This is a genomic window from Streptomyces xanthophaeus (genome assembly GCF_030440515.1).
Lineage (GTDB): Bacteria > Actinomycetota > Actinomycetes > Streptomycetales > Streptomycetaceae > Streptomyces > Streptomyces kutzneri.
The window spans coordinates 6174130-6197290 of record NZ_CP076543.1 but is presented as its reverse complement, the minus strand read 5'-3'; the positions used below and the strand labels follow the sequence as shown (position 1 = coordinate 6197290).

Annotated in this window: 23 protein-coding genes, 1 pseudogene and 1 riboswitch; of the genes and pseudogenes, 12 read left to right on the top strand and 12 right to left on the bottom strand. The window is 73.1% G+C overall.

Translation table 11 applies throughout. The annotated features are described in order from the left end of the window. Positions 1 to 3: 3 nt before the first annotated feature. Positions 4 to 888 (bottom strand): SDR family NAD(P)-dependent oxidoreductase, encoded by an 885-nt coding sequence (locus KO717_RS27640; protein ID WP_301371966.1) that lies wholly within the window; start codon positions 886 to 888, stop codon positions 4 to 6. 1 nt (position 889) lies between these two features. After that, positions 890 to 1687, bottom strand: coding sequence for an acetoacetate decarboxylase family protein (locus KO717_RS27635; RefSeq protein WP_301371965.1), 798 nt, complete (start codon positions 1685 to 1687; stop codon positions 890 to 892). 123 nt (positions 1688 to 1810) lie between these two features. Here KO717_RS27635 and KO717_RS27630 point away from each other — a divergent pair, with 123 nt between their 5' ends. The 6 genes from KO717_RS27630 (at position 1811) to KO717_RS27605 (ending at position 8300) form a co-directional block, all read left to right on the top strand. Further along, complete coding sequence (locus KO717_RS27630; protein WP_301371964.1) at positions 1811 to 2476, top strand: TetR/AcrR family transcriptional regulator; 666 nt, start codon at positions 1811 to 1813, stop codon at positions 2474 to 2476. 152 nt (positions 2477 to 2628) lie between these two features. Beyond that, on the top strand, positions 2629 to 5217 hold the full coding sequence (locus KO717_RS27625; protein WP_301371963.1) for an MXAN_6230/SCO0854 family RING domain-containing protein: 2589 nt from the start codon (positions 2629 to 2631) through the stop codon (positions 5215 to 5217). Between the two features lie 53 nt (positions 5218 to 5270). Beyond that, positions 5271 to 6248 (top strand): DEDDh family exonuclease, encoded by a 978-nt coding sequence (locus KO717_RS27620; protein ID WP_301371962.1) that lies wholly within the window; start codon positions 5271 to 5273, stop codon positions 6246 to 6248. 92 nt (positions 6249 to 6340) lie between these two features. Beyond that, entirely contained in the window at positions 6341 to 6574 is a 234-nt protein-coding gene (locus KO717_RS27615) for a hypothetical protein (protein WP_030009585.1), read from the top strand. A gap of 169 nt (positions 6575 to 6743) precedes the next feature. Further along, the gene (locus KO717_RS27610; RefSeq protein WP_301371959.1) at positions 6744 to 7535 is read left to right on the top strand and encodes an SURF1 family cytochrome oxidase biogenesis protein; all 792 of its coding nucleotides are present in this window, start codon (positions 6744 to 6746) and stop codon (positions 7533 to 7535) included. 9 nt (positions 7536 to 7544) lie between these two features. Beyond that, on the top strand, positions 7545 to 8300 hold the full coding sequence (locus tag KO717_RS27605; protein WP_301371958.1) for an SDR family oxidoreductase: 756 nt from the start codon (positions 7545 to 7547) through the stop codon (positions 8298 to 8300). Between the two features lie 26 nt (positions 8301 to 8326). Here KO717_RS27605 and amaP read toward each other — a convergent pair whose 3' ends face one another. From amaP to KO717_RS27565, 8 genes are all read right to left on the bottom strand, one after another. Further along, the gene (gene amaP, locus KO717_RS27600; protein WP_301371956.1) at positions 8327 to 8884 is read right to left on the bottom strand and encodes an alkaline shock response membrane anchor protein AmaP; all 558 of its coding nucleotides are present in this window, start codon (positions 8882 to 8884) and stop codon (positions 8327 to 8329) included. Positions 8885 to 8888: 4 nt separating this feature from the next. Then, positions 8889 to 9485, bottom strand: a complete 597-nt coding sequence (locus KO717_RS27595) for a DUF6286 domain-containing protein (protein ID WP_301371955.1) — start codon at positions 9483 to 9485, stop codon at positions 8889 to 8891. After that, a complete protein-coding gene (locus KO717_RS27590) occupies positions 9482 to 9847 on the bottom strand; it encodes a hypothetical protein (RefSeq protein ID WP_301371954.1) in 366 nt (121 codons plus the stop codon). The genes KO717_RS27595 and KO717_RS27590 overlap by 4 nt, the downstream gene beginning before the upstream one ends. Positions 9848 to 9852: 5 nt before the next feature. Then, on the bottom strand, positions 9853 to 10038 hold the full coding sequence (locus tag KO717_RS27585; RefSeq protein WP_030010792.1) for a hypothetical protein: 186 nt from the start codon (positions 10036 to 10038) through the stop codon (positions 9853 to 9855). 15 nt (positions 10039 to 10053) lie between these two features. Next, a complete protein-coding gene (locus KO717_RS27580; RefSeq protein ID WP_301371953.1) occupies positions 10054 to 10485 on the bottom strand; it encodes an Asp23/Gls24 family envelope stress response protein in 432 nt (143 codons plus the stop codon). Positions 10486 to 10612: 127 nt separating this feature from the next. Beyond that, the gene (locus KO717_RS27575; protein WP_189735835.1) at positions 10613 to 11392 is read right to left on the bottom strand and encodes an enoyl-CoA hydratase/isomerase family protein; all 780 of its coding nucleotides are present in this window, start codon (positions 11390 to 11392) and stop codon (positions 10613 to 10615) included. Positions 11393 to 11551: 159 nt separating this feature from the next. Continuing rightward, on the bottom strand, positions 11552 to 11773 hold the full coding sequence (locus KO717_RS27570) for a helix-turn-helix domain-containing protein (protein ID WP_030010789.1): 222 nt from the start codon (positions 11771 to 11773) through the stop codon (positions 11552 to 11554). A 364-nt stretch (positions 11774 to 12137) separates the two neighbouring features. Continuing rightward, positions 12138 to 13736: an ABC-F family ATP-binding cassette domain-containing protein gene (locus tag KO717_RS27565; protein ID WP_030010788.1), complete on the bottom strand. Its 1599-nt coding sequence runs from the start codon at positions 13734 to 13736 to the stop codon at positions 12138 to 12140. Positions 13737 to 14026: 290 nt separating this feature from the next. Here KO717_RS27565 and ypfJ point away from each other — a divergent pair, with 290 nt between their 5' ends. Together ypfJ and KO717_RS27555 are read left to right on the top strand one after the other, a co-directional pair. Then, positions 14027 to 14923: a KPN_02809 family neutral zinc metallopeptidase gene (gene ypfJ / locus KO717_RS27560; RefSeq protein ID WP_301371950.1), complete on the top strand. Its 897-nt coding sequence runs from the start codon at positions 14027 to 14029 to the stop codon at positions 14921 to 14923. Between the two features lie 63 nt (positions 14924 to 14986). Next, positions 14987 to 15382, top strand: coding sequence for a VOC family protein (locus tag KO717_RS27555; RefSeq protein ID WP_030010786.1), 396 nt, complete (start codon positions 14987 to 14989; stop codon positions 15380 to 15382). Positions 15383 to 15418: 36 nt separating this feature from the next. On the opposite strand, the gene KO717_RS27550 is transcribed toward KO717_RS27555, so the two are convergent. Together KO717_RS27550 and KO717_RS27545 are read right to left on the bottom strand one after the other, a co-directional pair. Then, entirely contained in the window at positions 15419 to 16846 is a 1428-nt protein-coding gene (locus KO717_RS27550) for a hypothetical protein (RefSeq protein WP_437184586.1), read from the bottom strand. Positions 16847 to 17072: 226 nt separating this feature from the next. Further along, on the bottom strand, positions 17073 to 18203 hold the full coding sequence (locus tag KO717_RS27545; protein WP_301371949.1) for an alpha/beta hydrolase family protein: 1131 nt from the start codon (positions 18201 to 18203) through the stop codon (positions 17073 to 17075). Positions 18204 to 18513: 310 nt separating this feature from the next. Between KO717_RS27545 and KO717_RS27540 the strand changes: the two genes are divergently transcribed. The 4 genes and pseudogenes from KO717_RS27540 to KO717_RS27525 form a co-directional block, all read left to right on the top strand. Continuing rightward, a complete protein-coding gene (locus KO717_RS27540; protein ID WP_301371948.1) occupies positions 18514 to 19797 on the top strand; it encodes an inorganic phosphate transporter in 1284 nt (427 codons plus the stop codon). 31 nt (positions 19798 to 19828) lie between these two features. Then, positions 19829 to 20050: a hypothetical protein gene (locus KO717_RS27535; protein WP_030012731.1), complete on the top strand. Its 222-nt coding sequence runs from the start codon at positions 19829 to 19831 to the stop codon at positions 20048 to 20050. Between the two features lie 134 nt (positions 20051 to 20184). After that, positions 20185 to 20339, top strand: a riboswitch (cobalamin riboswitch). A gap of 36 nt (positions 20340 to 20375) precedes the next feature. Further along, positions 20376 to 21338 (top strand): cobalamin biosynthesis protein, encoded by a 963-nt coding sequence (locus KO717_RS27530; protein WP_301371947.1) that lies wholly within the window; start codon positions 20376 to 20378, stop codon positions 21336 to 21338. Further along, positions 21335 to 22891 (top strand): annotated as a pseudogene (locus tag KO717_RS27525) (cobyric acid synthase); the annotation flags it as partial. The gene KO717_RS27530 and the pseudogene KO717_RS27525, both read left to right, overlap by 4 nt. Positions 22892 to 23161: the final 270 nt, after the last annotated feature.

Below are 23161 nucleotides of genomic sequence, written 5' to 3'. Positions count from 1 at the left end.
CCCTCAGTCGAGGATGAAGCTTTCCAGGTAGCCGGGGTTGCTCCGGTCGAGCATCGACTGCGACCGGGCACGGATCTGCCGGTCGCTGTGCTCGCTCGCCGGGAGCATCCAGAAGCGGTCGGCGCGGATGCCGTCGACGACGTGCTCGGCGACCTCCTCGACCGGGGTGAATTCCACCTCGTGGCCGGCCTTCCTCATCGCCGCCTCGTACTGGTCGAGGCTGCGGTACGGGGCCTTGCGCGGGCGCTCCTTCGCGTACCGCTCGGGCCGGTTGCGGTGCGACTCCCACAGTCCGGTGCGCAGCATGTGCGGTCCGGGGAAGAGGACGGAGGCCCCGACGGCGGCGCCCTCCGCCTTGAGGTGGGCGTAGAGCGACTCGGTCATGGTGACCACGGCCGCCTTGGTGACGGCGTAGACGGAGGCGGTGGGCAGCGGGGCGATGCCGCCGTCACCGGAGGAGGTGTTGACGACGTGGCCGGGCGCGCCGCCCGCGATCATGCGGGGGACGAAGGCCTGGATGCCGTGGAAGACGCCCCACACGTTGACGGAGAAGGCCCACTTCCAGTCGTTGGGCTCGTGCTCCCACATCCGGCCCTCGGCGCCGGAGCCGACGCCCGCGTTGTTGCAGAGCACGTGCACGGCGCCGAAGGTCTCGTAGGCGGCGTCGGCCAGTGCGCCCACGGAGTCGCGGTCGCTGACGTCGGCCACTCTGGCGAGCACCTGGGACCCGTCCGCGGTGAGTTCGTCGGCGGCCTTGCGCAGGGCGCCCTCCTCGACGTCGGCGAGGACCACCTTCAGTCCCTCGGCGGCGAAGCGGCGGGCCATGGCGAGGCCGATGCCGCCGGCGGCTCCGGTGACCACGGCCACCTGTCCTCGTTCGAGCCGCATGTCACACACTCCCCTCGGGCGGTCCGTCGAGAATCTGCATGGGGTCGTCGTAGCGCTGGTGGATGTACGGGAGCAGGGCCTGGGCGCTGACCCGCTCGACGACCCGGCCCTTCTGGTCGGTGGTCTTCTCGCCGATGGTGATCTCCACGATCCGGCGGACGGGAAGGTCGGCGACCGGGTCGAACATCGACTCCCGCAGCACGATGTCCCCGGTGACGTGCTCCAGCTTGCGGACCTTCTCGTTGCGCGTGCAGTGCACGAGCACCGGGTCCACGTCGAAGCCCGAACCGTCCACGGCGGGCAGGAACTTGAAGTAGAAGTCGGTCTTCCGGGTGGGCTCGGGCAGCGGCAGTGGGCGGTCCACCGCCCCGCGCACCTCGACGAAGGCGATCCCGTGCCGGGCGAGAGCGGCCCGTACGACGAGGCCGTCGCGCTCCACGGTGACCTCGCCCAGCTTCTTCGGCTCGCCGAAGACCTCACGGCCACCGGTCAGGGCGCGCTCCAGGGTCATCGGCATGACGAGGGGGTACCAGCCCTCGGTCCCGCCGTGCTGGGCGGCGACGGCCACGGAGCCCGCGCCGAGCGGATAGCCGGGCAGGTCGACCTTGCTGATGTTGGCCCGCACCAGGGGCCGGTCGGCCGGTTTGAGCGGCGGCGGCAGGACCGCCGCGACCACGTCGGGGTCGGTCTCCCAGACGGCGACGACGCCGGTGGACCAGATGTCGGGGAGCTTGGAACTCTTCTCGCGCGACGCCGCGATCTCGGCTTCTGTCCGCGCTCCGTACCGTACGCGTGCCATGTCTCGCACCATCCCTCGGCTCGGGGGGAGTCGGTTCTGTAACACAGTTACACCGCCACCGATGAAGGGTAAAGACCCCTGCACGGACCAGAATTGACGATCCGACAGATTGGTGGAGACATCGTGGCCAGAACCGCGCTCACCCGCGACGAGGTGCTGGACGCCGCCGCGTCCCTGGTCATGCGGCACGGTCCGGCCGCGCTCACCATGCGGGGGCTCGCCGCCGAGCTGGGCACCGCCGTGACGTCCATCTACTGGCACGTCGGCAACCGTGAATCGCTGCTCGACGCCCTCGTCCGGCGGACCGTGGAGGAGATGGGCGCGATCCGGCCCACCGGCCGCACCCCGGCCGACCGGATCCTGGCGGTGGCCCGGATCCTGCGCCGCGAACTGCGGACACGTCCGCACCTGATCGCGATGGTCCACGAACGCGGGCTGACCGAGCGGATGTTCCTGCCCGCCCAGCAGGCACTCGTCCACGAGGTGCACGCCGCCGGGCTGCGCGGCGCCCGGGCGGCGGACGCGGTCCGCGCCGTCCAGTTCCAGGTCGTCGGGTACCTGCTCGTCGAGCGCAACCGCGAGCGCTCCCCCGCGCAGTCCCCGGCCGAGAGCGAGCTCTGGGACCCGGCCGCGGCCCCCCACGACCCGGCCCTCGCCCGTGCCCTGGCCCGCCCGGCGGACCCTGACCGGCTGTTCCTGCTGTCCGTACGGGCCCTGGTGCACGCCCTGCTCGCACCGGACGCGGCGGCCGGCGCGGACGGCACGGACGGCACGGACCCGCCGCGATAAATCACTTGGCGCGCTCCCGGGCCCGTGGTTGTATCTGCGGCGCGGGGGCGGCTCCGCGACGTGCTTCCTTCTCATCTTCCTCCGAAAACCGCAGCGCGTCCCCTCTCCGCCCCCGCCCACTCTCCCTTTCCGGTTCCGGAGGACTCCCCCCTTTGCCCGAGCTGTCGACCGTCCTGTTGCGCCGTCTGCACACCGTCTACGTCGACCAGGCCGGGCCGCGCCCCGGCGACCCGTCGACGACCCAGGGCCTGACGGCCCTGGAGGCCGAACTGCTCGACCGGGGCTACGCCCTGACGGGCCCGCTGCGTTCGGCACTCGCCTGGCTGGGACCCACCGGACTCGCCGCCGCCGGCACGCAGTTGATCGGGGACATCGACATCCTGCTGGGTGCGGACCGCACCCACATGCCGCTGTTCCGCTCGTTCCCGGCCTCGGTGCCCGACGACACCCACGCGCTGTGGATCGACCGCGTCGTGACCCTGCTCCTGCAGTGGCCGGAGCAGCCGTGCGTGCTGTGCGCGACCGTCGGCAGCGTCCATCCCGTCGCGCCGTGCGCCCATCTGGTCTGCCGGACCTGCTGGGACGGCGAGGACTACACCGGCTGCCCGATCTGCCACCGCCGCGTCGATGCCGACGATCCGTTCATCCTGCCGTCCCCGGGCCCGGGGGAGGTCCCCTCCGGGGGCGGTCCGCTGCGACTGCTGGCCTTCGGCACCGACCGCGCGGCCGACTCCGTCACCGCCCTCGGCAAGCTCCTCGCCCGCCGTACCCCGCTCTCGCCGCAGGACACCGAGGAGGCCCGGGTACTCCTCGCCCATGTGCCGGCCGGCCTGGACTGGCTCCCGGACGCCGTCCCGGTGCGGGAGACCAAGGCCCTGGTGCTGGGCACCCTGCTGCGCGAGCGCCGCACGCGGGAGACCGTACGGGCCCTGCTGCCCGAGCGGCTCACCACCGCCACCGACGTGCTGCGGCTGCTCGCCGTGTGGTCCGGCGGAGAGGCCGACCTCCTGGAACCCCCGCGCCTGCGCTCCCTGCCGCGCCCGCTGCGGCGCGACCTGCTCGCCGTCCTGGACGGGCTCGATCCGGCGCTGCTCGTCGAGGACGTACTGCGCCACGAGGACCTGTGGAAGCGGGCTGCCGAGATCCTGCACCCCTTCGAGCAGTACGCCCGCCACCCGCGCGCCGCCCTCGCGTTCGCCGTGCTGCGGGGCACCGACACCACCGGTACCGCCCTCGGCGCCGCGCTGCTCGCCACCGCGGCCGCGCACCCGCACGCGGTACGGATCGACGGCTCGCGCATCCGGGCGGCCACCTGGCTGGGCCGCGCCGAGGAGGCCCTGCGCGGCGGGGATCCGGACCGGGCCCTGGCCGTACTGGCCGAACGCCCCGGTGAACTCGTCCGGCGCCTGGACCACCTGCTGCGGCTGTACGCGGCCGACACCCTGGCGCCGCAGGTCGCCGAGGTACTGGCGCGGCGGCTGCCGAAGGCAGGGCCGGGGCCCGTGCTGTCGGCGCTCGGACGGCTGCGGATCCGCCATCGGCCCGGGACCCGGCGGGTGTTCTTCCCGCGGGGACAGGTCGCGCACTCCTTCACCGTCGATGACGACCGGGCCCCGCTGGCCGAGGCGGTGACCGCTGCGGTGTGCGGGCTGTTCGAGGCCGAGGTGCTGCGCCGGCTCGCCACGGCCGACCCCTACGACCTGGCGGTCCTCGACTCCCGCCTCGCCCACCTCCACGTCCCCTCCGCCGAGCGGGCGGCGGCCAAGGCGCTGGTCACCGTCCCCAAGGGCAGTTTCCAGGCGCTGCCGGACGGCGAGGTGCTGCGCATGTTCCTGCACTGGATGGAGCCGGCGCGCAAGCGCGTGGACCTGGACCTGTCGGTGGTGCTGTTCGACGCCGACTGGAACTTCGCGGGCCTGTGCGACTACACGCACCTCGTCCACGGTGAGCGGGCCGTCGTCCACTCCGGCGACCTGGTCTCGGCACCGGCGCCCCACGGGGCGAGCGAGTACGTGGACATCGACCTGGACGCCCTGGCCGACTCCGGTGTGCGCTTCGCCATGCCGGTCGTCTTCAGCTTCAACAACATCCCCTTCGAGCTGCTGCCCGATGCCTTCGCCGGGTTCATGGCCCTGCCCACCCGCTCCGGCCGCTGCGCCCGCTACGACCCGCGGACCGTGCGCCAGCGCTACGACCTGGTCGGCAACTCCCGGATCCACGTGCCGCTCCTCGTCGACCTGGAGCGGCGCGGGTTCCTGTGGACCGACGTCCACCTGCCCGACGACGAGGGCTACCACAGCGTGCGGGCGCACCAGGAGGACCTGGCCCGGATCGGCCGCGACCTGTTCCAGTACTTCTCGACCGGCCGCACCACCCTGTGGGAGCTGGCCGGCTGGCACGCGGCCGCGCGCTGCCGCGAGGTGGCCGTGCTGCGCCGTACGCCACGGCCGAGCGACCCCGACGAACTGTGGACCTACCGCCGGGGCTCCGGCGAGGACACCGCGGCCTTCGCCGCCCGGCTGGTCGGCCTGCGCGATCCGGACGGCGTGCTGGCCTCCGCGGAGGTCGAGGCCCTCGCGGGCACCGCCGCTTCGGGACGGTCGGTGTTCCTCGCGCTGGTGGACGGCGAGGTCGCGCCCGCCGGTGCGAGCGGCTCCGTATACCGGCTGCTGCCGGGGCCTGTTGACGGCTGCGGCCTCGAACAGCTCGCGGCGGGCGACCTGGTCGCCGCCCTGGGCTGACGGCCGGGAAGCGCCGACGCGGCCACGGGTGTCAGTCAGGGCCGATATCCTCTGTGACCATGCTCGACGACCGTACGACCGCAGAGACGATGTGGCCGACCGCGTACCCACAGGGGTACGCGGTCGTCGACGTGGAGACCACCGGGCTCGCTCGCGACGACCGGATAGTCTCCGCCGCCGTCTACCGGCTCGACGCCCAGGGCAATGTGGAGGACCACTGGTACACGCTGGTCAACCCGCGGCGGGACCCGGGACCGGTGTGGATCCACGGGCTGACGAGCGCGATGCTCGCCGACGCCCCGCTCTTCGAGGACATCGCGGGCGAGTTCGCCGACCGGCTCGCGGACCGGGTACTGGTCGCGCACAACGCCATCTTCGACTGGCAGATGATCGCCCGGGAGTACGCGCGGGCCGCCGCGACCGCACCGGTCCGTCAGCGGCTGTGCACCATCGCCCTGTCGAAGGAACTGAACCTGCCGCTGCCCAACCACAAGCTGGAGTCGCTCGCCGCGCACTTCGGCGTGGTCCAGCAGCGCGCCCACCACGCGCTCGACGACGCCCGGGTGCTCGCGGAGGCGTTCCGTCCTTCGCTGCACGCGGCCGCGCAGGGCGGCGTACGGCTGCCCCTGCTGGAATGCCGGCCGCTGACGGAGTGGTCGGACTCCGCCGCCACCCCGCGGGTCGGGTACCAGGCCTCCTACCGGGGCAGCAGCTGGCGGCCCTCGCGCAAGCGGCCCCCGTGCCCGCACCCGAATCCGGGGCGCTTCGAGGACGGCAAGCCGCTGAAGCAGGGCATGCGGATCGCCTTCTCGGGGGACACCTCGGTGGAGCGGGAGCTGCTGGAGGACCGTGCGGTCGAGGCGGGCCTGCACATCGCGACGAGTGTGTCGCGGCTCACCAGCCTCCTGGTGACCAACGACCCCGATTCGGCTACCTCCAAGACGGTCAAGGCGAAGAGCTTCGGCACGCCGGTCGTCGACGAGGCGGCCTTCACCCAGCTGCTGCGGGACGTGGCCCCGGCCGAGTCCTGAACCGGAGGGCCGTTGCGCCGGCCGGGTGCAGGCGCGGCGACTCACCCCGCTGGATCTTGTTCCGCTCCTTCCCCGTGCGCAGCATTCGGCCCATGGCACGTTGTGAGGTCTGCGGAAACGATTACGGCATGTCCTTCGAGGTGCACGCGCAGGGCGCCGTGCACGTCTTCGACTGCTTCTCCTGCGCCATCCACCGCATGGCGCCCGTCTGCGAGCACTGCCGGGTCTCGATCATCGGCCAGGGCGTCGAGGTCGCGGGGCAGTGGTTCTGCGGGGCGCACTGCGCCCGGGCGGAGGGGAAGGTGGGCATCGTCGACCGCGTCTGACTCCCCGCGTCGCGACCCCGTCCCGACACCCCGTCCCGGCACCCCCTGCCGGCACCCCCTGCCGGCACTCCGCCCCGGCACCCCCTCCCGACACCCCGTTCCGTACGCCATGACCCCGGACGGCCACCCGGCCGCCGGGGTCCTTCGCGCTGCGGGTACCGTCGTGGGCGTGTACCGCTTTGTGCTGACCCGGCAGTGGGTGTTCCTCACCCTGATGGCCCTCGCCCTCATCCCCGCGATGATCGAGCTGGGGTTCTGGCAGTACCACCGCCATGAGCACCGGGTCGCGCAGAACCAGCTGATCGAGGCGAACCTGCGGGCGAAGCCGGTCCCCATGACCGAGATCACCTCCCCCGGGCACCGGGTCCCCCGCGCGGACTTCTGGCGCTCGGTCACCGCGACCGGCACGTACGACACCGCGCACGAGGTCGTCGTCCGGATGCGCACAGACAACGACGACAAGGTCGGCTTCCACGTCCTGACCCCGCTGGTCCTCTCCGACGGCCGGGTGGTCCTGGTCAACCGGGGCTGGGTGCCGGGCGGCGACGACCCGCGCGCGTACCCGCCGGTGCCGGCCGCACCCACGGGCGAGGTCACGGTCACCGGCCGGCTGAAGGCCGACGAGACCAGCAGCGGCAGCGGCATCAAGGACCGCAAGGGCCTGCCGGAGCGCCAGGTGATGCTGATCAACAGCGAGCAGCAGGCGGAGTACCTGGGCCGGACGGTCCTCGGCGGCTACCTGGAGCTCACCGCTCCGGCCCCGGCGGACGGCAGCCCGGAGACCGTCTCCGATCCCGACCACGACTCGATCGGCCCCCACATGGCGTACGCCGTCCAGTGGTGGCTGTTCGCCGGCGCGGTTCCGGTGGGCTGGGTGGTCCTCGTACGGCGGGAGAAGCGCGAGCGCGAGGAAGAGGCCGCCCGGGCCGAAGCCTCCCGGCAGGAGCCGGCGACGGCGTAGCGTGTCGGCATGGATCTTGGACTGAAAGACCGTGTCTACATCGTCACCGGGGCCACGCGCGGCCTCGGCCTCGCCTCCGCCCGGGAACTGGCCGCCGACGGCGCGAAGGTGCTCCTGACGGGCCGGGACGAGAAGCGGGCGGCCGACGCCGCCGCCGGACTCGGCCCGAACGCGGCCGGTGTGGCGGCCGACAACTCCGACCCGGAGGCGGCCGCGCGGCTCGTCGCCACCGCGCGGGAGCGCTTCGGCCGCCTCGACGGCATCCTGATCAGCGTGGGCGGCCCGGCGCCGGGCTTCGCGGCGGACAACACCGACGCGCAGTGGTCGGCGGCCTTCGAGTCGGTCTTCATGGGCGCGGTCCGCCTCGCCCGGGCGGCGGCCGCCGAGCTGGGCGAGGGCGGGGTCATCGGTTTCGTCCTGTCGGGCTCGGTCCACGAGCCGATCCCCGGCCTGACCATCTCCAACGGCCTGCGCCCGGGTCTCGCCGGCTTCGCGAAGTCCCTCTCGCTGGAGCTCGGCCCGCGCGGGATCCGGGTGGTCGGCCTGCTGCCGGCCCGCATCGACACCGACCGCGTGCGCGAGCTCGACGCGCTGTCCGGTGACGCGGACGCCGCGCGGGCCGGGAACGAGTCCCGCATCCCGCTGCGCCGGTACGGCGCCCCGGAGGAGTTCGGCCGCGCGGCGGCCTTCCTGCTCTCCCCGGCGGCGTCGTACCTGACGGGCATCATGCTCCCGGTCGACGGCGGCTCCCGGCACGGCTTCTGACCCCCGGAGGGTCCGCGGGGGACGGTCTACGTCACGCGCTGGGCCCGGTGGGACGTCACCTTGAGGCGGGCCTCGGCGGGCAGTTCCGGGAGGCCCGCCGAGGTCCGGGCGTGGGTGAGGACCGGACCGGCCACGGCGGCCAGGGCGTCGGCGGGGACCGCGTGGGGTTCCAGTTCCAGCGCGACCCGCAGCGCGGGCGACCCGCGCCGCCCGCGCAGGGCGACCCGGCAGCCGGCGACGCCGTCCAGGGCGCCGGCCTCCGCGGCCACCGCCTCCTCCAGCGCCCGCCCGCGCAGCATGGCGAACTCGCCGTCCCCGGTGTCCACCACCACCGCCTGCAGTCGCCGGCGCCTGAACTGGGACAGCAGCCACCACAGCGCCAGCAGTACGCCCACCGCGAGTGCGGCGAGCACCGCCCACCACCACCAGCCCTCGGCGTGCCAGTACCGGTTCCTGGTCTGCTCGCTCAGCAGCGGCGCGTGGCGGCCGTGCAGCGGCCACGCACCCGTCAGGACCACGGTCCCGGCCGCCATCAGAACCGCTCCGGCCAGCGCCAGCAGGATCCGGTTCACCGTTCCGAGCATTGCGTCACCTCTTGACCCGTACGCGCGGCTTCGGCGGGTGTGCGAGGCCCAGTTCCTCGATGCCGACGGCGAGCACCTCGTCGAGGTCGGCCCGTACGTCGTCCAGCTCGCGGAAGTGCGAGGTGGCCCGCACCCCGACGTGGGACCGGCCCACCTTGACCCGGACGGCCCGCACCCCGGACACCTCCATGGCCCGGTCCCGCAGGATCTGCGCGGCGTCCTTGCGGCCGAGCCCGGCCCGGACGCCCGCCCGCAGGTCGGGGGTCCGCATCGGCAGGATCCTGCGCAGCCCGGGGGCCAGTGCCAGCAGCAGGAGCACAGCCCCGGCCAGGACGAGGGCCCCTGCGATCAGCTGCACCCCCAGGTCGGCGGGGGTGTGCGCCGCCAGCTGGTCGGCGAGGTCGCGGCGCCAGCTCATCCCGGGGCGGCCGGCCCGCAGGGCGGCCAGGTCGTACAGGAACAGGACCGCCACCCCGAGCACGACCAGGGCGGTGAGCCCGGCGGGCACCCGCCGGGCGGAGCGGAACCGGCGGGCCCGGGCCGGGGCGGAGCCGGTGTCGGCGTCGGTGGCGGCGTCGGTGTCGGTGCCGGGGGCCGTCACCGGAGCCGCCGGTCCCGCCCGGCGCCGGTCCGGGTGTGGGTGGAGTGCAGGTGCTCGATGTCGACGTCCACCTCGGGTACGGACATCGACGCGCACTCCTCGATCCGCAGCGCGACCTGCCGGCGCACGGCCGCGCACTGGGCGGCCAGGTCGGAGGGGTAGTCCAGCTCCAGGCTGACCCGGACCCGGGCGATGTCGTGGTGCACGGTGACGGTGGCGTGCGGAGGCGTGCCCGGCGTGGTGGCGAGCGCCTCCCGGGCGGCCTGGGCGGCGATCTTCGCGACGACCTTGTCGGCGATACGGGTGAAGCCGCGCTCGGCGGCGGCCACCCGGGGCGGGGCGGAGCGCGGCGGGCTGCTCATCGGCCTCACCCGCGCCGGTCGTCACGGCGGCGGAACAGGTCACCCGGTTCCAGGTCCCCGTCGAGGAACCGCCCTGCGACGAAACCGATGGCGCCGAGGGCGGCCACCAGCAGGAAGGCCCCGAAACCGCCGAAGTAGCCGGCGAACGCCAGGGCCATGCCGGCGAAGAGTCCGGCGATCGCCATGCTCATGCGGGCTCCTCTCGGCTACTGGAGACGGGATTCCGGCTCCTCGTCGGGCTCATCGGGCAGCTTGACGTCGCTCACCGCGATGTTGACCTCGACGACCTCCAGGCCGGTCATCCGCTCGACCGCCGAGATGACGTTCTCCCGGACGGCCCGTGCCACGTCCCGGATCGACACCCCGTAGTCCACGACGATCTCCAGGTCGAGGGCCGTCTGGACCTCGCCGACCTCCGCCTTGACCCCGCGGCTGACGCTGGCCTTGGCGCCGCCGGGCACCCGGTCGCGGACGGCGCCGAAGGTACGGGAGAGGCCGCTGCCGCTGCCCATGGCGTGTACGCCGACCACCTCGCGGGCGGCCAGCCCGGCGATCTTCTCGACCACCCCGTCGGCGATGCTCGTGCGCCCCCGGTCGCCGGGCTCCTTGCCGGAGACCCCTGATGCGGATTCGGTCATCGCGTGTCCCTTCGCGTGGCTGGCGGACTCACTCCGCACCACGTTAGGCCCCACGGCGCGCGGGCGCCCCGGGACTACGCCGGTCGGCTGGCCGACTTTCCCCGGGGCTCCGGCGTCACGGCGGCCCTCAGTCGGAGAGACCGGCCAGGTCCCGCAGGCGGCGGGCCTGGGCCGCGCGCTCGGCGGCGCGCTGGTCGTCGTAGGGGCGGGCCTGGGCGGAACGCAGCAGCGTCTTCGTCTCGATCACGGCGTCCCGCGGCGGGGCCAGCAGGGCTGTGGTGAGGTCCTGGACGGCGGCGTCGAGCTCGTCCGCGGGGACGACGAGGTTGGCGAGGCCGACCCGCTCCGCTTCCTCGGCGTGCACGAAGCGGCCCGTCGCGCAGATCTCGAGCGCGCGGGCGTAGCCGACCAGGGAGGTCAGGGGCTGGGTACCGGCCAGGTCGGGGACCAGGCCCAGGCTGGTCTCGCGCATGGCGAACTGCACGTCGTCCGCGACCACGCGCAGGTCGCACGCAAGCGCGAGCTGGAAGCCGGCGCCGATCGCGTGCCCCTGCACGGCGGCGACGGAGATGATGTCGTTACGCCTCCACCAGGTGAATGCCTCCTGGTACTCGGCGATCGTGGAGTCGAGCAGTTCGTCCGAACCGCGTGCCAGATCGAGGAAGGAGGGCTCGCCCTCGAAACCTTCGGGGGTGAACGCCTGCCGGTCGAGCCCTGCGGAGAAGGACTTGCCCTCACCGCGCAGCACGACGATCCGGACGGTGCCCGGCAACAACCTCCCGGCCTCGGCCAAAGCCCGCCAGAGCGCGGGGGATTGGGCATTTCGCTTGGCCGGATTGGTCAGTGTCACCGTGGCGACCGTGTCGTCGACGGTGAGTCGTACGCCGTCCTTGTCGAGCAGAGCCATCTTTCATGCCTCCGGTGTGCAGTCGGCCGCAAGCTCGGCCTAAGTGACTGCACAGTAACCACCCAGCCGACCGGAAGGCCGACCGGGGGTCACCGAAGGAACCGTCGGATCATGATGAACCTTGAAGCCGTTGAAGCGTCGGAACCGATGGGACCGGGGTCAGGCCGTGGCGGCCTTCTTGCCGCGCGTCGCGCCTCCGCGACCACGCAACGACACCCCGGACTCACTGAGCATCCGATGGACGAATCCGTAGGACCGGCCGGTCTCTTCGGCCAGCGCCCGGATACTCGCACCGGAGTCGTACTTCTTCTTCAGGTCTGCCGCGAGCTTGTCGCGCGCGGCGCCGGTTACCCGGCTGCCCTTCTTCAGAGTCTCGGCCACCCGTGCCTCCTCATGGGAAGTGCGCTCTGGACTTCTCATGATCACCCCTCCCACGCTTCCTGGCCACCCATTCAGCAAGGTCGGTACGACGGCATTTCCCGACCGGTGGACACCCGAGCAGAACGGAATCTCCCCTTCCGCTGCATGACCTCCGTCACACTCCGCTGCCCTCGCCGGGAATCGCCAGGTCAGGGGCGCGGAACCGGAAAACGAACGGCCCCGGTCGCGCACCTTCGCGGGTGCGGCCGGGGCCGTCGTACGACGCGCAACGGTACGAGACCGTCTCACTCAGATGATGGATCACCCGTGAGCCGAATGATCCATAAGGAACTGGATCAGAAGCGGAACGGGAACCGGAACCCGATCAGGCGAGGGCCACCAGGTCCCGGTAGTCCGGTCCCCACAGGTCCTCGACGCCGTCCGGGAGCAGGATGATGCGCTCGGGCTCCAGCGCCTCGACGGCGCCCTCGTCGTGCGTGACGAGGATGACCGCACCCTTGTACGTGCGCAGCGCGCCCAGGATCTCCTCGCGGCTGGCCGGGTCGAGGTTGTTCGTGGGCTCGTCCAGGAGCAGCACGTTCGCCGAGGAGACGACCAGCGTGGCCAGGGCCAGCCGGGTCTTCTCACCACCGGAGAGCACCCCGGCGGGCTTGTCCACGTCGTCCCCGGAGAAGAGGAAGGAGCCGAGGGTCTTGCGTACGGCGACCAGGTCCAGGTCGGGGGCCGAGGAGCGCATGTTCTCCAGGACCGTGCGCTCCGGGTCCAGGGTTTCGTGCTCCTGCGCGTAGTAGCCGAGCTTGAGCCCGTGGCCGGGGACGACCGTGCCGGTGTCCGGCTTCTCGGTGCCCGAGAGCAGGCGCAGCAGGGTGGTCTTGCCGGCGCCGTTGAGGCCGAGGATGACCACGCGGGAGCCCTTGTCGATGGCCAGGTCGACGTCGGTGAAGATCTCCAGGGAGCCGTACGACTTCGAGAGGCCCTCGGCGGTCAGCGGGGTCTTGCCGCAGGGCGCCGGGTCCGGGAAGCGGAGCTTGGCGACCTTGTCGTTGACGCGGACGGCCTCCAGGCCGGCGAGCAGGCGGTCGGCGCGCTTGGCCATGTTCTGCGCGGCGACGGTCTTGGTGGCCTTGGCGCGCATCTTGTCGGCCTGCGAGTTCAGCGCTGCGGCCTTCTTCTCCGCGTTCTGGCGCTCGCGCTTGCGGCGCTTCTCGTCGGCCTCACGCTGCTGCTGGTAGAGCTTCCAGCCCATGTTGTAGACGTCGATCTGGGAGCGGTTGGCGTCCAGGTAGAAGACCTTGTTGACGACGGTCTCGACCAGGTCGACGTCGTGGGAGATGACGATGAAGCCACCGCGGTAGGTCTTCAGGTAGTCGCGCAGCCAGACGATGGAGTCGGCGTCGAGGTGGTTGGTGGGCTCGTCGAGGAGCAGGGTGTCGGCGTCCGAGAAGAGGATCCGGGCGAGCTCGACGCGGCGGCGCTGGCCACCGGAGAGGGTGTGCAGCGGCTGGCCGAGCACCCGGTCGGGCAGGCCCAGGGCGGCCGAGATGGTCGCGGCCTCCGCCTCGGCGGCGTACCCGCCCTTGGTCAGGAACTCCGTCTCCTGGCGCTCGTACTGCTTCATCGCCTTGTCGCGGGTGCCGCCGGTGCCGGTGGCGATGCGCTCCTCGTTGGCGCGCATCTTCTTGATCAGCACGTCGAGGCCGCGCGCGGACAGGATCCGGTCGCGGGCGAGCACGTCGAGGTCGCCGGTGCGCGGGTCCTGCGGGAGGTAGCCGACCTCGCCCGAGCGGGCGATGGAGCCGGCGGCGGGCTGGCCTTCGCCCGCGAGGCACTTGGTGAGGGTGGTCTTGCCGGCTCCGTTGCGGCCGACCAGGCCGATGCGGTCGCCCTTGGCGACACGGAAGGAGGCGGACTCGATAAGGACGCGGGCGCCGGCGCGCAGCTCGATGCCGGTGGCGGTGATCACGGAAATACTCCAGGGCGGGTCGGGACGGCGGAAGGGGGGCAGGACGCGAAGCTTCGACGCCGCTAATCCGCGAGGAGATTTGCCATGAGAGACATTCTACCGGGGGTGCGCAACTACTTTCCGGGCGCGGGCCGGGCCGTCCGGCCTGCGGGATCCACTCCCCCGTGTCCCCCGTCCGGCCCAGCTGCCCCACGGAGCGGCTGAGGCGCAGACCGGGATGATTGGGTTGATACTCGCCGCATGGGCGGAGACGCGACCGCACCTGTTCGACGTACGGAGGGCGGTGCGGGATGCAGTTCGACGACGACGCCAGACTCGACAGCTCCGAGGTCGAGGACAGGCGCGGCGGCGGCGGCCGCATCCCGGGCGGGAAGGCCACCGTCGGCGGCGGCATCGTCGGTCTCATCGCGCTGGTCATCGGGCTGCTGTTCGGGGTGGGGCCGGAGCAGCTGGGACTGTCCGACGGGGAGCAGGAGCCGGCGCCGGTCACCTCGTCGCTCACCCAGGTACAGCAGGCCTGCAAGTCGGGGCGGGACGCGAACACGCGGGAGGACTGCCGGCTGCTGGCGGTCACCCGCAGCACCCAGGCCTTCTGGAAGCAGGAGTTCGCCAGGCGCGGCGGTCAGTACAGCCCGACGACGACCGTGTTCTTCGAGAACCGGACGAGCACGGCGTGCGGGACGGCCAGCTCGGCGGTGGGCCCCTTCTACTGCCCCGCGGACCGGAAGGTCTATCTGGACCTGGGGTTCTTCGAGGAGCTGCGGACGAAGTTCGGCGCGACCGGCGGCCCCTTCGCCCAGGCCTACGTCGTCGCCCACGAGTACGGGCACCACATCCAGAACCTGACCGGGACCCTCCAGCGGGCCCAGGACGGACGGCAGGGCCCGAACAGCAACGCGGTCAAGGTCGAACTGCAGGCCGACTGCTACGCCGGAGTGTGGGCGCACCACGCGACGGACGTCGCGGACCCCTCCACCGGGCGGCCGCTGATGAAGGTCTTGACCGTGGCGGACATCAGGGACGGGCTGGACGCGGCGGCCGCGGTCGGCGACGACCGGATCCAGGAGAAGTTCCAGGGCCGGGTCGCCCCGGAGTCCTGGACCCACGGCTCGGCCGAGCAGCGCCAGCAGTGGTTCTACCAGGGCTACCGGACCGGTGACATGGCCCAGTGCAACACCTTCCGCTGACTGTCGGTGACGCCTGCCATGCTGGTGTGACGCGGGTCACCGTCACGAGAGGGAGTGATCGTCATGGCAGGCGTTCCGTCCATCTGTCCCACGCTGGTCTACCGCGACGCGAAGGCGGCCATCAGGCTGCTGACCGAGGCCTTCGGCTTCAGCCAGGTCGCCGTCTACGAGGGTGAGGACGGCTCGGTGACGCACGCCGAGCTGGCGTACGGCAACGGCATGGTGATGCTGGGCAGTTCGGGCAAGGGCGGGGTCTTCGACAAGGCCATGGAGGGCGCCGGCCCCTCGGGGGTCTATGTCGTGGTCGACGACGTGGACGCCCACCACCGGCGGGCGGTCGAGCACGGCGCGGAGATCGTGATGGAGCCCACCGACCAGGACTACGGCTCCCGCGACTACATGGCCCGCGACGCCGAGGGCAACGTCTGGAGCTTCGGGACGTACGCGCCGCAGGTCTGACCCGTGCGGCGCGCCCGTCCCCGTTCTCCTAGGGAGTCACTCGCCGCCGGTGTGGACCTGGAAGGCCGCCCGTCGGACCGCCTTGGCCAGCGTCGGGTCGGGGTGGGCCGCGGCGAGCGCGACCAGCACCTGCACCGTGCGCGGATGGCCGACCGCACGGACCTCGTCCAGCAGCCGGGGGACGGTGGTCCGTACGGCGGAGTCGAGGTGGCGGGCCAGCAGCTCGGCCTCGCCGTGGTCGGCGATGGCGGCCGCGGTGTCCACCCAGAGCCAGGTCGACTCCTCGGCGGTGAGGACGTCCTGCGCCTCGTCGGGGTCGATGCCGTCGTGCTCGGCGAGCCAGAGCAGGGCGTAGGGGCGCAGGGCGGGTTCGCGCACGGTGGCGCGCACCTCGGGCTCGGCGGGGGCGCCGACCACGCGCAACGCCTCGAAGGCGAGGCCGCGCAGCAGGGCGTCCTCGCCCCGGGCGGCCTGCAGCAGCTCGGCCACCGCGTGGCCGACGGGCCGGGCGGCGAGCCAGGCCTGGTACTCGGCGCGGGCCGGGCCGGGGGTGAGCCGCGCGCAGCCGTGCAGCATGGCGGCGGCGGACTGCTCGATGTTCCCGGCGGTGCTCTGCGCCGCGACGCAGATCTGCTCCAGCTTGACCCAGACGGCCCAGCTGCCGAGCGGGGTGAGCGTGGCCCGGGCGGGGCCGAGGGTGACGGCGTCCACGGCGGCGAGTCCGCCGAGCGCCCAGCGCAGCAGCCGGGCGAGCGGGACGGGGCGGGCCTCCGCGGGGCCGGCGGCGGCGGACGTCAGCGCCGTCGCGGGCTCGGCCTCGTAGGGGATCTCGCACCGCTCGTCGCGCAGTTCGGTGACGCGCTGCCCGAGCAGGTCGAGCAGGTCCGGGACGGTGACGGGTCCGGCGGACAGCTGGAGCAGGGAGAGGAGTTGGGGCATCGCCTCGACGACCTCGGCGACGGCCGAAGGGGCGATGTCGGCGGGTGCGGGATGGACCAGCGACCAGGCGTCGAAGAGGGCGACCCAGCCGCGCAGTACGGCGGTGTCGTCGCGGTCCCAGGCGCGCAGCCGCCAGCCGGGCCGGGCATGGCCGCCGTGCACCTCGACCAGTCCGGCGAGCCGGGCGCGGTCCCAGCCGACCTGGATCTGGCCGTGCGTCAGGCCCAGTTCCGCGGCGGCGCGTTCGACGTCGGCCGCGGGCAGGGCGCCCGTGGGGGCGGGCCGGCCGCCGTCTCCGGCGCCGAGGTTGCGCTCGGCCCAGCGGGTCAGGCGTACGGCGTCGGCGAGCGAGGCCCGGGCCCGGTTCGCGAGGTCGGCCGTGGCGGGCGTGCCCGCCGGGGGCCTGGGCGCCGGCCGGGTGCGTCGGTCGGTCACCGCCTTGCGGGCCGCGGCGACGGAGCGCGGCGAGACGAGTCGGAGTCTGGAGTCGCGAGCCAACTGCTCATCAGGCTTTCGGGACGTCACGGAAGCAGTCTCGCCCGTCACTGGCCGAAAGCCCAAACGGAATCGGCCGTTGCCGTCGTTCACCGCAGCGCAGACCGGGACAAGCCGCCCGTGGGGCCCTGTCCGTCACAGGGCCTTCACATGACGGGCCTCGGCACGTGGCCTTTCTCGGCCGTTCACCCGGCCGTTCACCCGGCAGTTCACCCGCGCCGTTCACCGGGCCGCTGAACGGCCCTTCGTCCGGTCTTCACATAAGAGGGGTGAGGAAGCGGCGCAGGGCCTCCTCGTAGCCGGCCGGGTCGGCGTTCCACATCGCGCCGTGCCCGGCCCCGCTCACGGGGTGCAGCGCGACGAGGTCGGGGCGGGCGGCGGCGAGCCTGCGCGAGGGCGCCCAGGGGGCGAGCGCGTCGTCCGGGCCGTGGAAGATCAGTACCGGGACGCGGAGCGCGCCGGGGTCGGAGCCCGCCGGCCGGCGGTCGGCGCGCAGGCCCGCGAGGCCCTCGGCGGCCCGGACGGCCAGCGGCAGCACCACGCCGGGGACCCCGCGCGCCGCGGCGAGCCCGCGCAGGGTGGTGTGCCAGTCGAGCACCGGGGAGTCCAGGACCAGCCCGGAGATCCGGTGGGCGAGCGGCGAGCGCTCGAAGGCGTGCAGGGCCATGGTGGCGCCGGTGGACCAGCCGTACAGCACCACGCGGCGGGCTCCGTAGCGCAGGGCGTAGCGGATGGCGGCGTCCAGGTCACGCCATTCCGATTCACCGAGGTGGCCGAGGCCGTCCGGGGAGGCGGGGGCTCCCAGGTCGCCCCGGTAGCCGAGGTCCAGGACGGGCAGCTGGTGGCGGTGCAGGAAGGGCATGACCACCATCGGGTGCTCCCGGCTGCTGCCGAGCCCGTGCACGGTGATCACCCAGGTGTCCCGGGCGGCGGGCACGAACCAGGCGGGCAGGGCGCCGAGCTCCCCGGGGACGTCCACGTCGGCGTGGTCGAGCCCGAGGGCGGTGCGCGGGTTGCCGACGTACACCTGGGGGGTGAGGGAGACCCGGGTGCCGGGGTCGAGGGTGCCGTGGGTGACGGAGAGGAGCTGCCGTACGACGGCGTCCGGGCCGGGACCGGCGTCCGGGAGCACGGGTCCGACGACGGCGTGCACACCGGGTGCGACCAGGCCGTACGTGCCGGGTCGCAGGGAGGCGAGCGAACGGGTCAGCGTGATCCGGCCGTCGGCGGCGGAGTGGACGCTGAGCTTCGGTCCGCCGGGGAGCGGGCGGCCCGGTTCGGACCGCAGGGCCGCGTCGGCGGCGTGCCGGGCGACGGCGACGGCGGCCGCGCCGGCACCGAGGAGGGTCGTCGTGACGGCCGCAGCCGCCGCTGTCGCGGTACGCACTGCTCCAGTGTCGGGTCGGGGCCTCGGGCGGGCCACCGGAGGAGATCCCTCCACAGCGAGCACCGAAGGGGTGATCTAGGTCTCATTCGAGGCCCTGGAGGCGCGATCGTATGCACGGCGAACCCCCTGCGGAGGGGTTCATTCACCCGGCTTTGACGTGCATTAATGGCGTTATCTACGCCAGAATCAGGACGAATGGCCCGATCACACCCCGCGCCAGTACACCGCTCCGCCCGAGTCAGTTCATCTTCCGTTCACCCAGGTTGCCTACGGTCGCCGAGCCACTGACGTCAAACAGAAGCCTGGGTAAATGGAGCACATAACGCTTCTCCTCGGGATCGTGATCATCACCGCTCTCGTGTTCGACTTCACGAACGGTTTCCACGACACAGCCAACGCGATGGCTACCACCATCTCGACCGGCGCCCTCAAGCCCAAGACGGCGGTGGCCATGTCCGCCGTGCTCAACCTCGTCGGCGCGTTCATGTCCGTGGAGGTCGCCAAGACGATCTCCAAGGGCCTGGTCAACGAGGAGGGCATCCAGCCAGAGGTGATCTTCGCCGCCCTGGTCGGAGCGATCCTCTGGAACCTCGTCACCTGGCTGGTCGGTCTCCCCTCCAGCTCCTCGCACGCCCTGATGGGCGGCCTGATCGGTGCCGCGGTCGCCTCCGCCGGCATCGGCGCGGTCAACGGCAGCGTCGTCGTCACCAAGGTCCTCATCCCCGCGATCGCCGCCCCGCTGGTGGCCGGCATCGCCGCGTACCTGGCCGCCAAGCTCACCTACAAGCTGGGCGACAAGGTCGGCGAGAAGACCTCCCGCAAGGGTTACCGCGCCGGTCAGATCGCCTCGGCCGGTCTCGTCTCCCTCGCGCACGGCACCAACGACGCGCAGAAGACGATGGGCATCATCACCCTGGCCCTCATCGCCGGCGGCGCGATCGCGCCCGACGCGAACCCGCCGGTCTGGGTCATCGTCTCCGCCGGTATGGCCATCGCGATGGGCACCTACCTGGGCGGCTGGCGCATCATCCGCACCATGGGCAGCGGCCTGACCGACCTGCACCCGCAGCAGGGCTTCGCCGCCCAGACCTCGGCCGCGTCCGTCATCCTCGCCTCGTCGAACCTGGGCTTCTCGCTCTCCACCACCCACTCGTGCTCCGGTGCGGTCATGGGTGCGGGCCTGGGCCGCAAGGGCGGTGTGGTCCGCTGGTCCACCGCGACCCGCATGTTCATCGCCTGGGGCCTGACCCTGCCGGCGGCCGCGCTGGTCTCGGCCGGTGCCGAGCTGGTCATGCGCATCGGTGACGTCGGCATCGCCGCGGTCACCCTCTTCCTGATCGGCTCCTGCCTGGCCATCTGGTTCATCTCGCGCCGCCAGGTCGTCGACCACAACAACGTCAACGAGGTGGAGCCGGCCCGCGCCGAGGAGCCGGGTGTCGTCACCACGGCCATCGCCGCGGTCACCGTCCCGCCGACCGTCGCCGCCGCCGGCACCACCGCCGCGGCGACGACCGCCGAGGTCACTGACGAAGCCCTCAAGGCCACCATCCCGGCCGCGACGCAGACCCCGGCGGCTCCGGCCGCCGCGGTCTGACCGAGACAGAGACACAAGAGGAAACCGCAGTATGAAGATCGACTGGGAAGCGCTCGGCTCCGTCTTCGGGGTCAGCCTCTTCGCGACCGTCGCCCTCGTGGCCCTCTTCACCCTGGGCCTGGTGGGCCTGTCCAAGCACGAGACCGCCACGGAGCAGGGCGGCACCGCCACCCTCGCCCGCAGCGGCGCGTACGCCTGCTTCGCGGTCATCGCCGCGGCCGTGGGCTACGGGATCTACCTGATCGTCGCCTGATCCGCCGCCCCGCGGCCGACCGGGTGTGAAGGCTCCCTCCGGATTTGTCCCGGGGGGAGCTTTTCGCATCCCGCGCCCCCTCCCGCGCTCCTGCTGCGTCCCGGCCGCACCGCAGGTCAACGGCGAGTTGACGGGCCTTCGGCGTGCGTGGTGGACTGCCGGAGCCAATACGGCGGCATGGAGAGGAAGTCCGGTGCGAATCCGGCGCGGTCCCGCCACTGTCACCGGAACCGCACGCCGCGCGTGCGTCCCGGGAGCCAGGAACTCTCGCCGCCGGACACGTCGAACCAGGGCGCGGACCCTGAGTGAGGACATACCTGTCACCATGCGTGCCGATCGCGTCTTCGCGTACGGCGCCACGGCGGGCCTGATCGGCGACCGGATCCTCGGGGATCCGCGCCGAGGGCACCCCGTGGCCGCCTTCGGACGGGCCGCCGCCGCCGTCGAACGATCCCTGTGGCGCGACGACCGCGCCCGGGGCCTCCTGCACACCCTGGTGTGCGCCGGGGGCGCGGCCGCCGTCGGAGCGCTGGGCGCCCGAGCCGTGCGCTCCCGGCCCGCAGCCGCCCGTATCGCCCTGACGGCGGCGGCCACCTGGGCCGTCGTGGGCGGCACCTCCCTGGGCCGTGAGGCCCGCGCCATCGGCGGCGCGCTCGCCGCCGGGGACATCGAGGTGGCCCGGGAGCGGCTGCCCCACCTGTGCGGACGCGACCCGCAGGCCCTGGACGGGCAGCAGATGGCCCGCGCCGTCGTGGAGTCCGTCGCCGAGAACACCTCCGACGCCGTGGTCGGGGCCCTCGTGTGGGGCGCCGCCGCCGGAGTCCCCGGGCTGCTGGCCTTCCGCGCCGTGAACACCCTGGACGCGATGGTCGGCCACAAGTCCCCCCGCTACCTGCGCTACGGCTGGGCCTCCGCCCGGCTCGACGACCTGGCCGGCTGGCCGGGGGCCCGGCTGACGGCGGCCGCCGCCGTGCTGGCCGGCCCCGACCGGCGGGGCGCCGTACGGGCCTGGCGCGCGGACGCCGCCGCGCACCCGAGCCCGAACGCCGGACCCGTCGAGGCCTCCTTCGCCGGGGCGCTGGGCGTCAGACTGGGCGGAACCCTCGCGTACGGCGGCCGGGTCGAGCACCGGGCCGTACTGAACGGCGGGGCGGGGCGGCCGGTGGAGGTCGCGGACATCGAGCGGGCGGTGCGGCTGTCGCGGCAGGTGACCTGGCTGGCCCTGGGCGCCTGCGTGGCCGCCCGGCTGCTGGTCTCCCGTACGACACGAGAAGGACGGCGCGGATGAGCGGCGCGAAGCGCGGCGGGGGTCTGCTGGTCGCGGGCACCACGTCGGACGCGGGCAAGAGCGTGGTCACGGCGGGCATCTGCCGCTGGCTGGCCCGCCAGGGTGTGAAGGTCGCGCCCTTCAAGGCGCAGAACATGTCGCTGAACTCCTTCGTGACGCTGGAGGGCGCCGAGATCGGGCGCGCCCAGGCGATGCAGGCCCAGGCGGCCCGCGTGGAGCCGACCGCGCTGATGAACCCGGTGCTGCTCAAGCCGGGCAGTGACCACAGCAGCCAGGTGGTGCTGCTGGGCAGGCCGGTGGGCGAGATGAGCGCCCGCGGGTTCTTCGGGGAGGCCGGGGGGTCGTCCCCCGGAAAGGCGCTGCACGGCGGGCGCCGGGAGCAGCTGCTCGGCATCGTCACGGACTGCCTGGAGCAGCTGCGGGGCACGTATGACGCCGTGATCTGCGAGGGGGCGGGGAGTCCGGCCGAGATCAACCTGCGCCGGACCGACATCGTGAACATGGGGATCGCGCGGGCCGCGCGGTTCCCGGTGGTCGTGGTCGGGGACATCGACCGCGGCGGGGTCTTCGCGTCCTTCTTCGGGACGACGGCGCTGCTCTCCCCCGAGGACCAGTCCCTGATCGCGGGATACATGGTCAACAAGTTCCGCGGCGACGTGTCGCTGCTGGAGCCGGGCATGGAGATGCTCCGCGGCCTGACGGGCCGTGCCACGTACGGGGTGCTGCCGTTCCGGCACGGCCTGGGCATCGACGAGGAGGACGGCCTGCGGGTCTCGCTGCGCGGGGCGGTACGCGAGTCCGTGGTCGCTCCGCCGGTGGGCGAGGACGTGCTGCGGGTCGCCGTGTGCGCGGTGCCGCTGATGTCGAACTTCACGGACGTCGACGCGCTCGCGGCGGAGCCGGGGGTCGTGGTGCGGTTCGTGGACCGGGCCGAGGAACTGGCCGACGCGGACCTGGTCGTCGTACCCGGCACCCGGGGCACGGTGAAGGCCCTCCAGTGGCTGCGGGAACGCGGGCTCGCGGACGCGCTGCTGCGGCGGGCCGCCGAGGGGCGGCCGGTCCTGGGCATCTGCGGCGGGTTCCAGGTACTGGGCGAGCGGATCTCGGACGAGGTCGAATCGAAGGCGGGCGAGGTCGACGGCCTCGGCCTGCTCCCCGTGCGCATCCGCTTCGAGCGCGAGAAGACCCTGGCCCGGCCGGTGGGCTCGGCGCTGGGCGAGGAGGTCGCGGGCTACGAGATCCACCACGGCGTCGCCGAGGTGCTGGGCGGCGAGGCCTTCCTGGACGGCTGCCGGGTCGGGTCGGTGTGGGGCACCCACTGGCACGGTTCGCTCGAGTCGGACGGCTTCCGCCGGGCGTTCCTGCGGGAGGTGGCCGAGGCCGCCGGCCGCCGCTTCGTCCCGGCGCCGGACACCTCGTTCGCCGCGCTGCGGGAGGAGCAGCTGGACCTGCTCGGCGACCTGATCGAGGAACACGCGGACACCGCTGCGCTGCTTCGGCTGATCGAGGGCGGCGCCCCGGCCGGCCTGCCCTTCCTCCCGCCGGGCGCGCCGTGACGGGCGGCCGGGCCCTGCGCGGCTCTCCCCCGCCCCGCCCTTTTCCGGAACCGGGCTCTGCCCGGACCCGCGCCTCGATCTCCCCCGGCCACCGCTGGGAGGGGCCCCCGGGCGGGGCTGAAATTGCCCTGCGGGCGATCCAGTCGCCTCGGGCGCACGGCACCAGCCAGATCAAGCCCCGCCGGCGATCGAGGCGCCGGGTCCGGGGCGGAACCCCAGCAGCAGCGCCGCACACGGCAACGGTCCGCGCCTTCCAAGGAGTGAGCA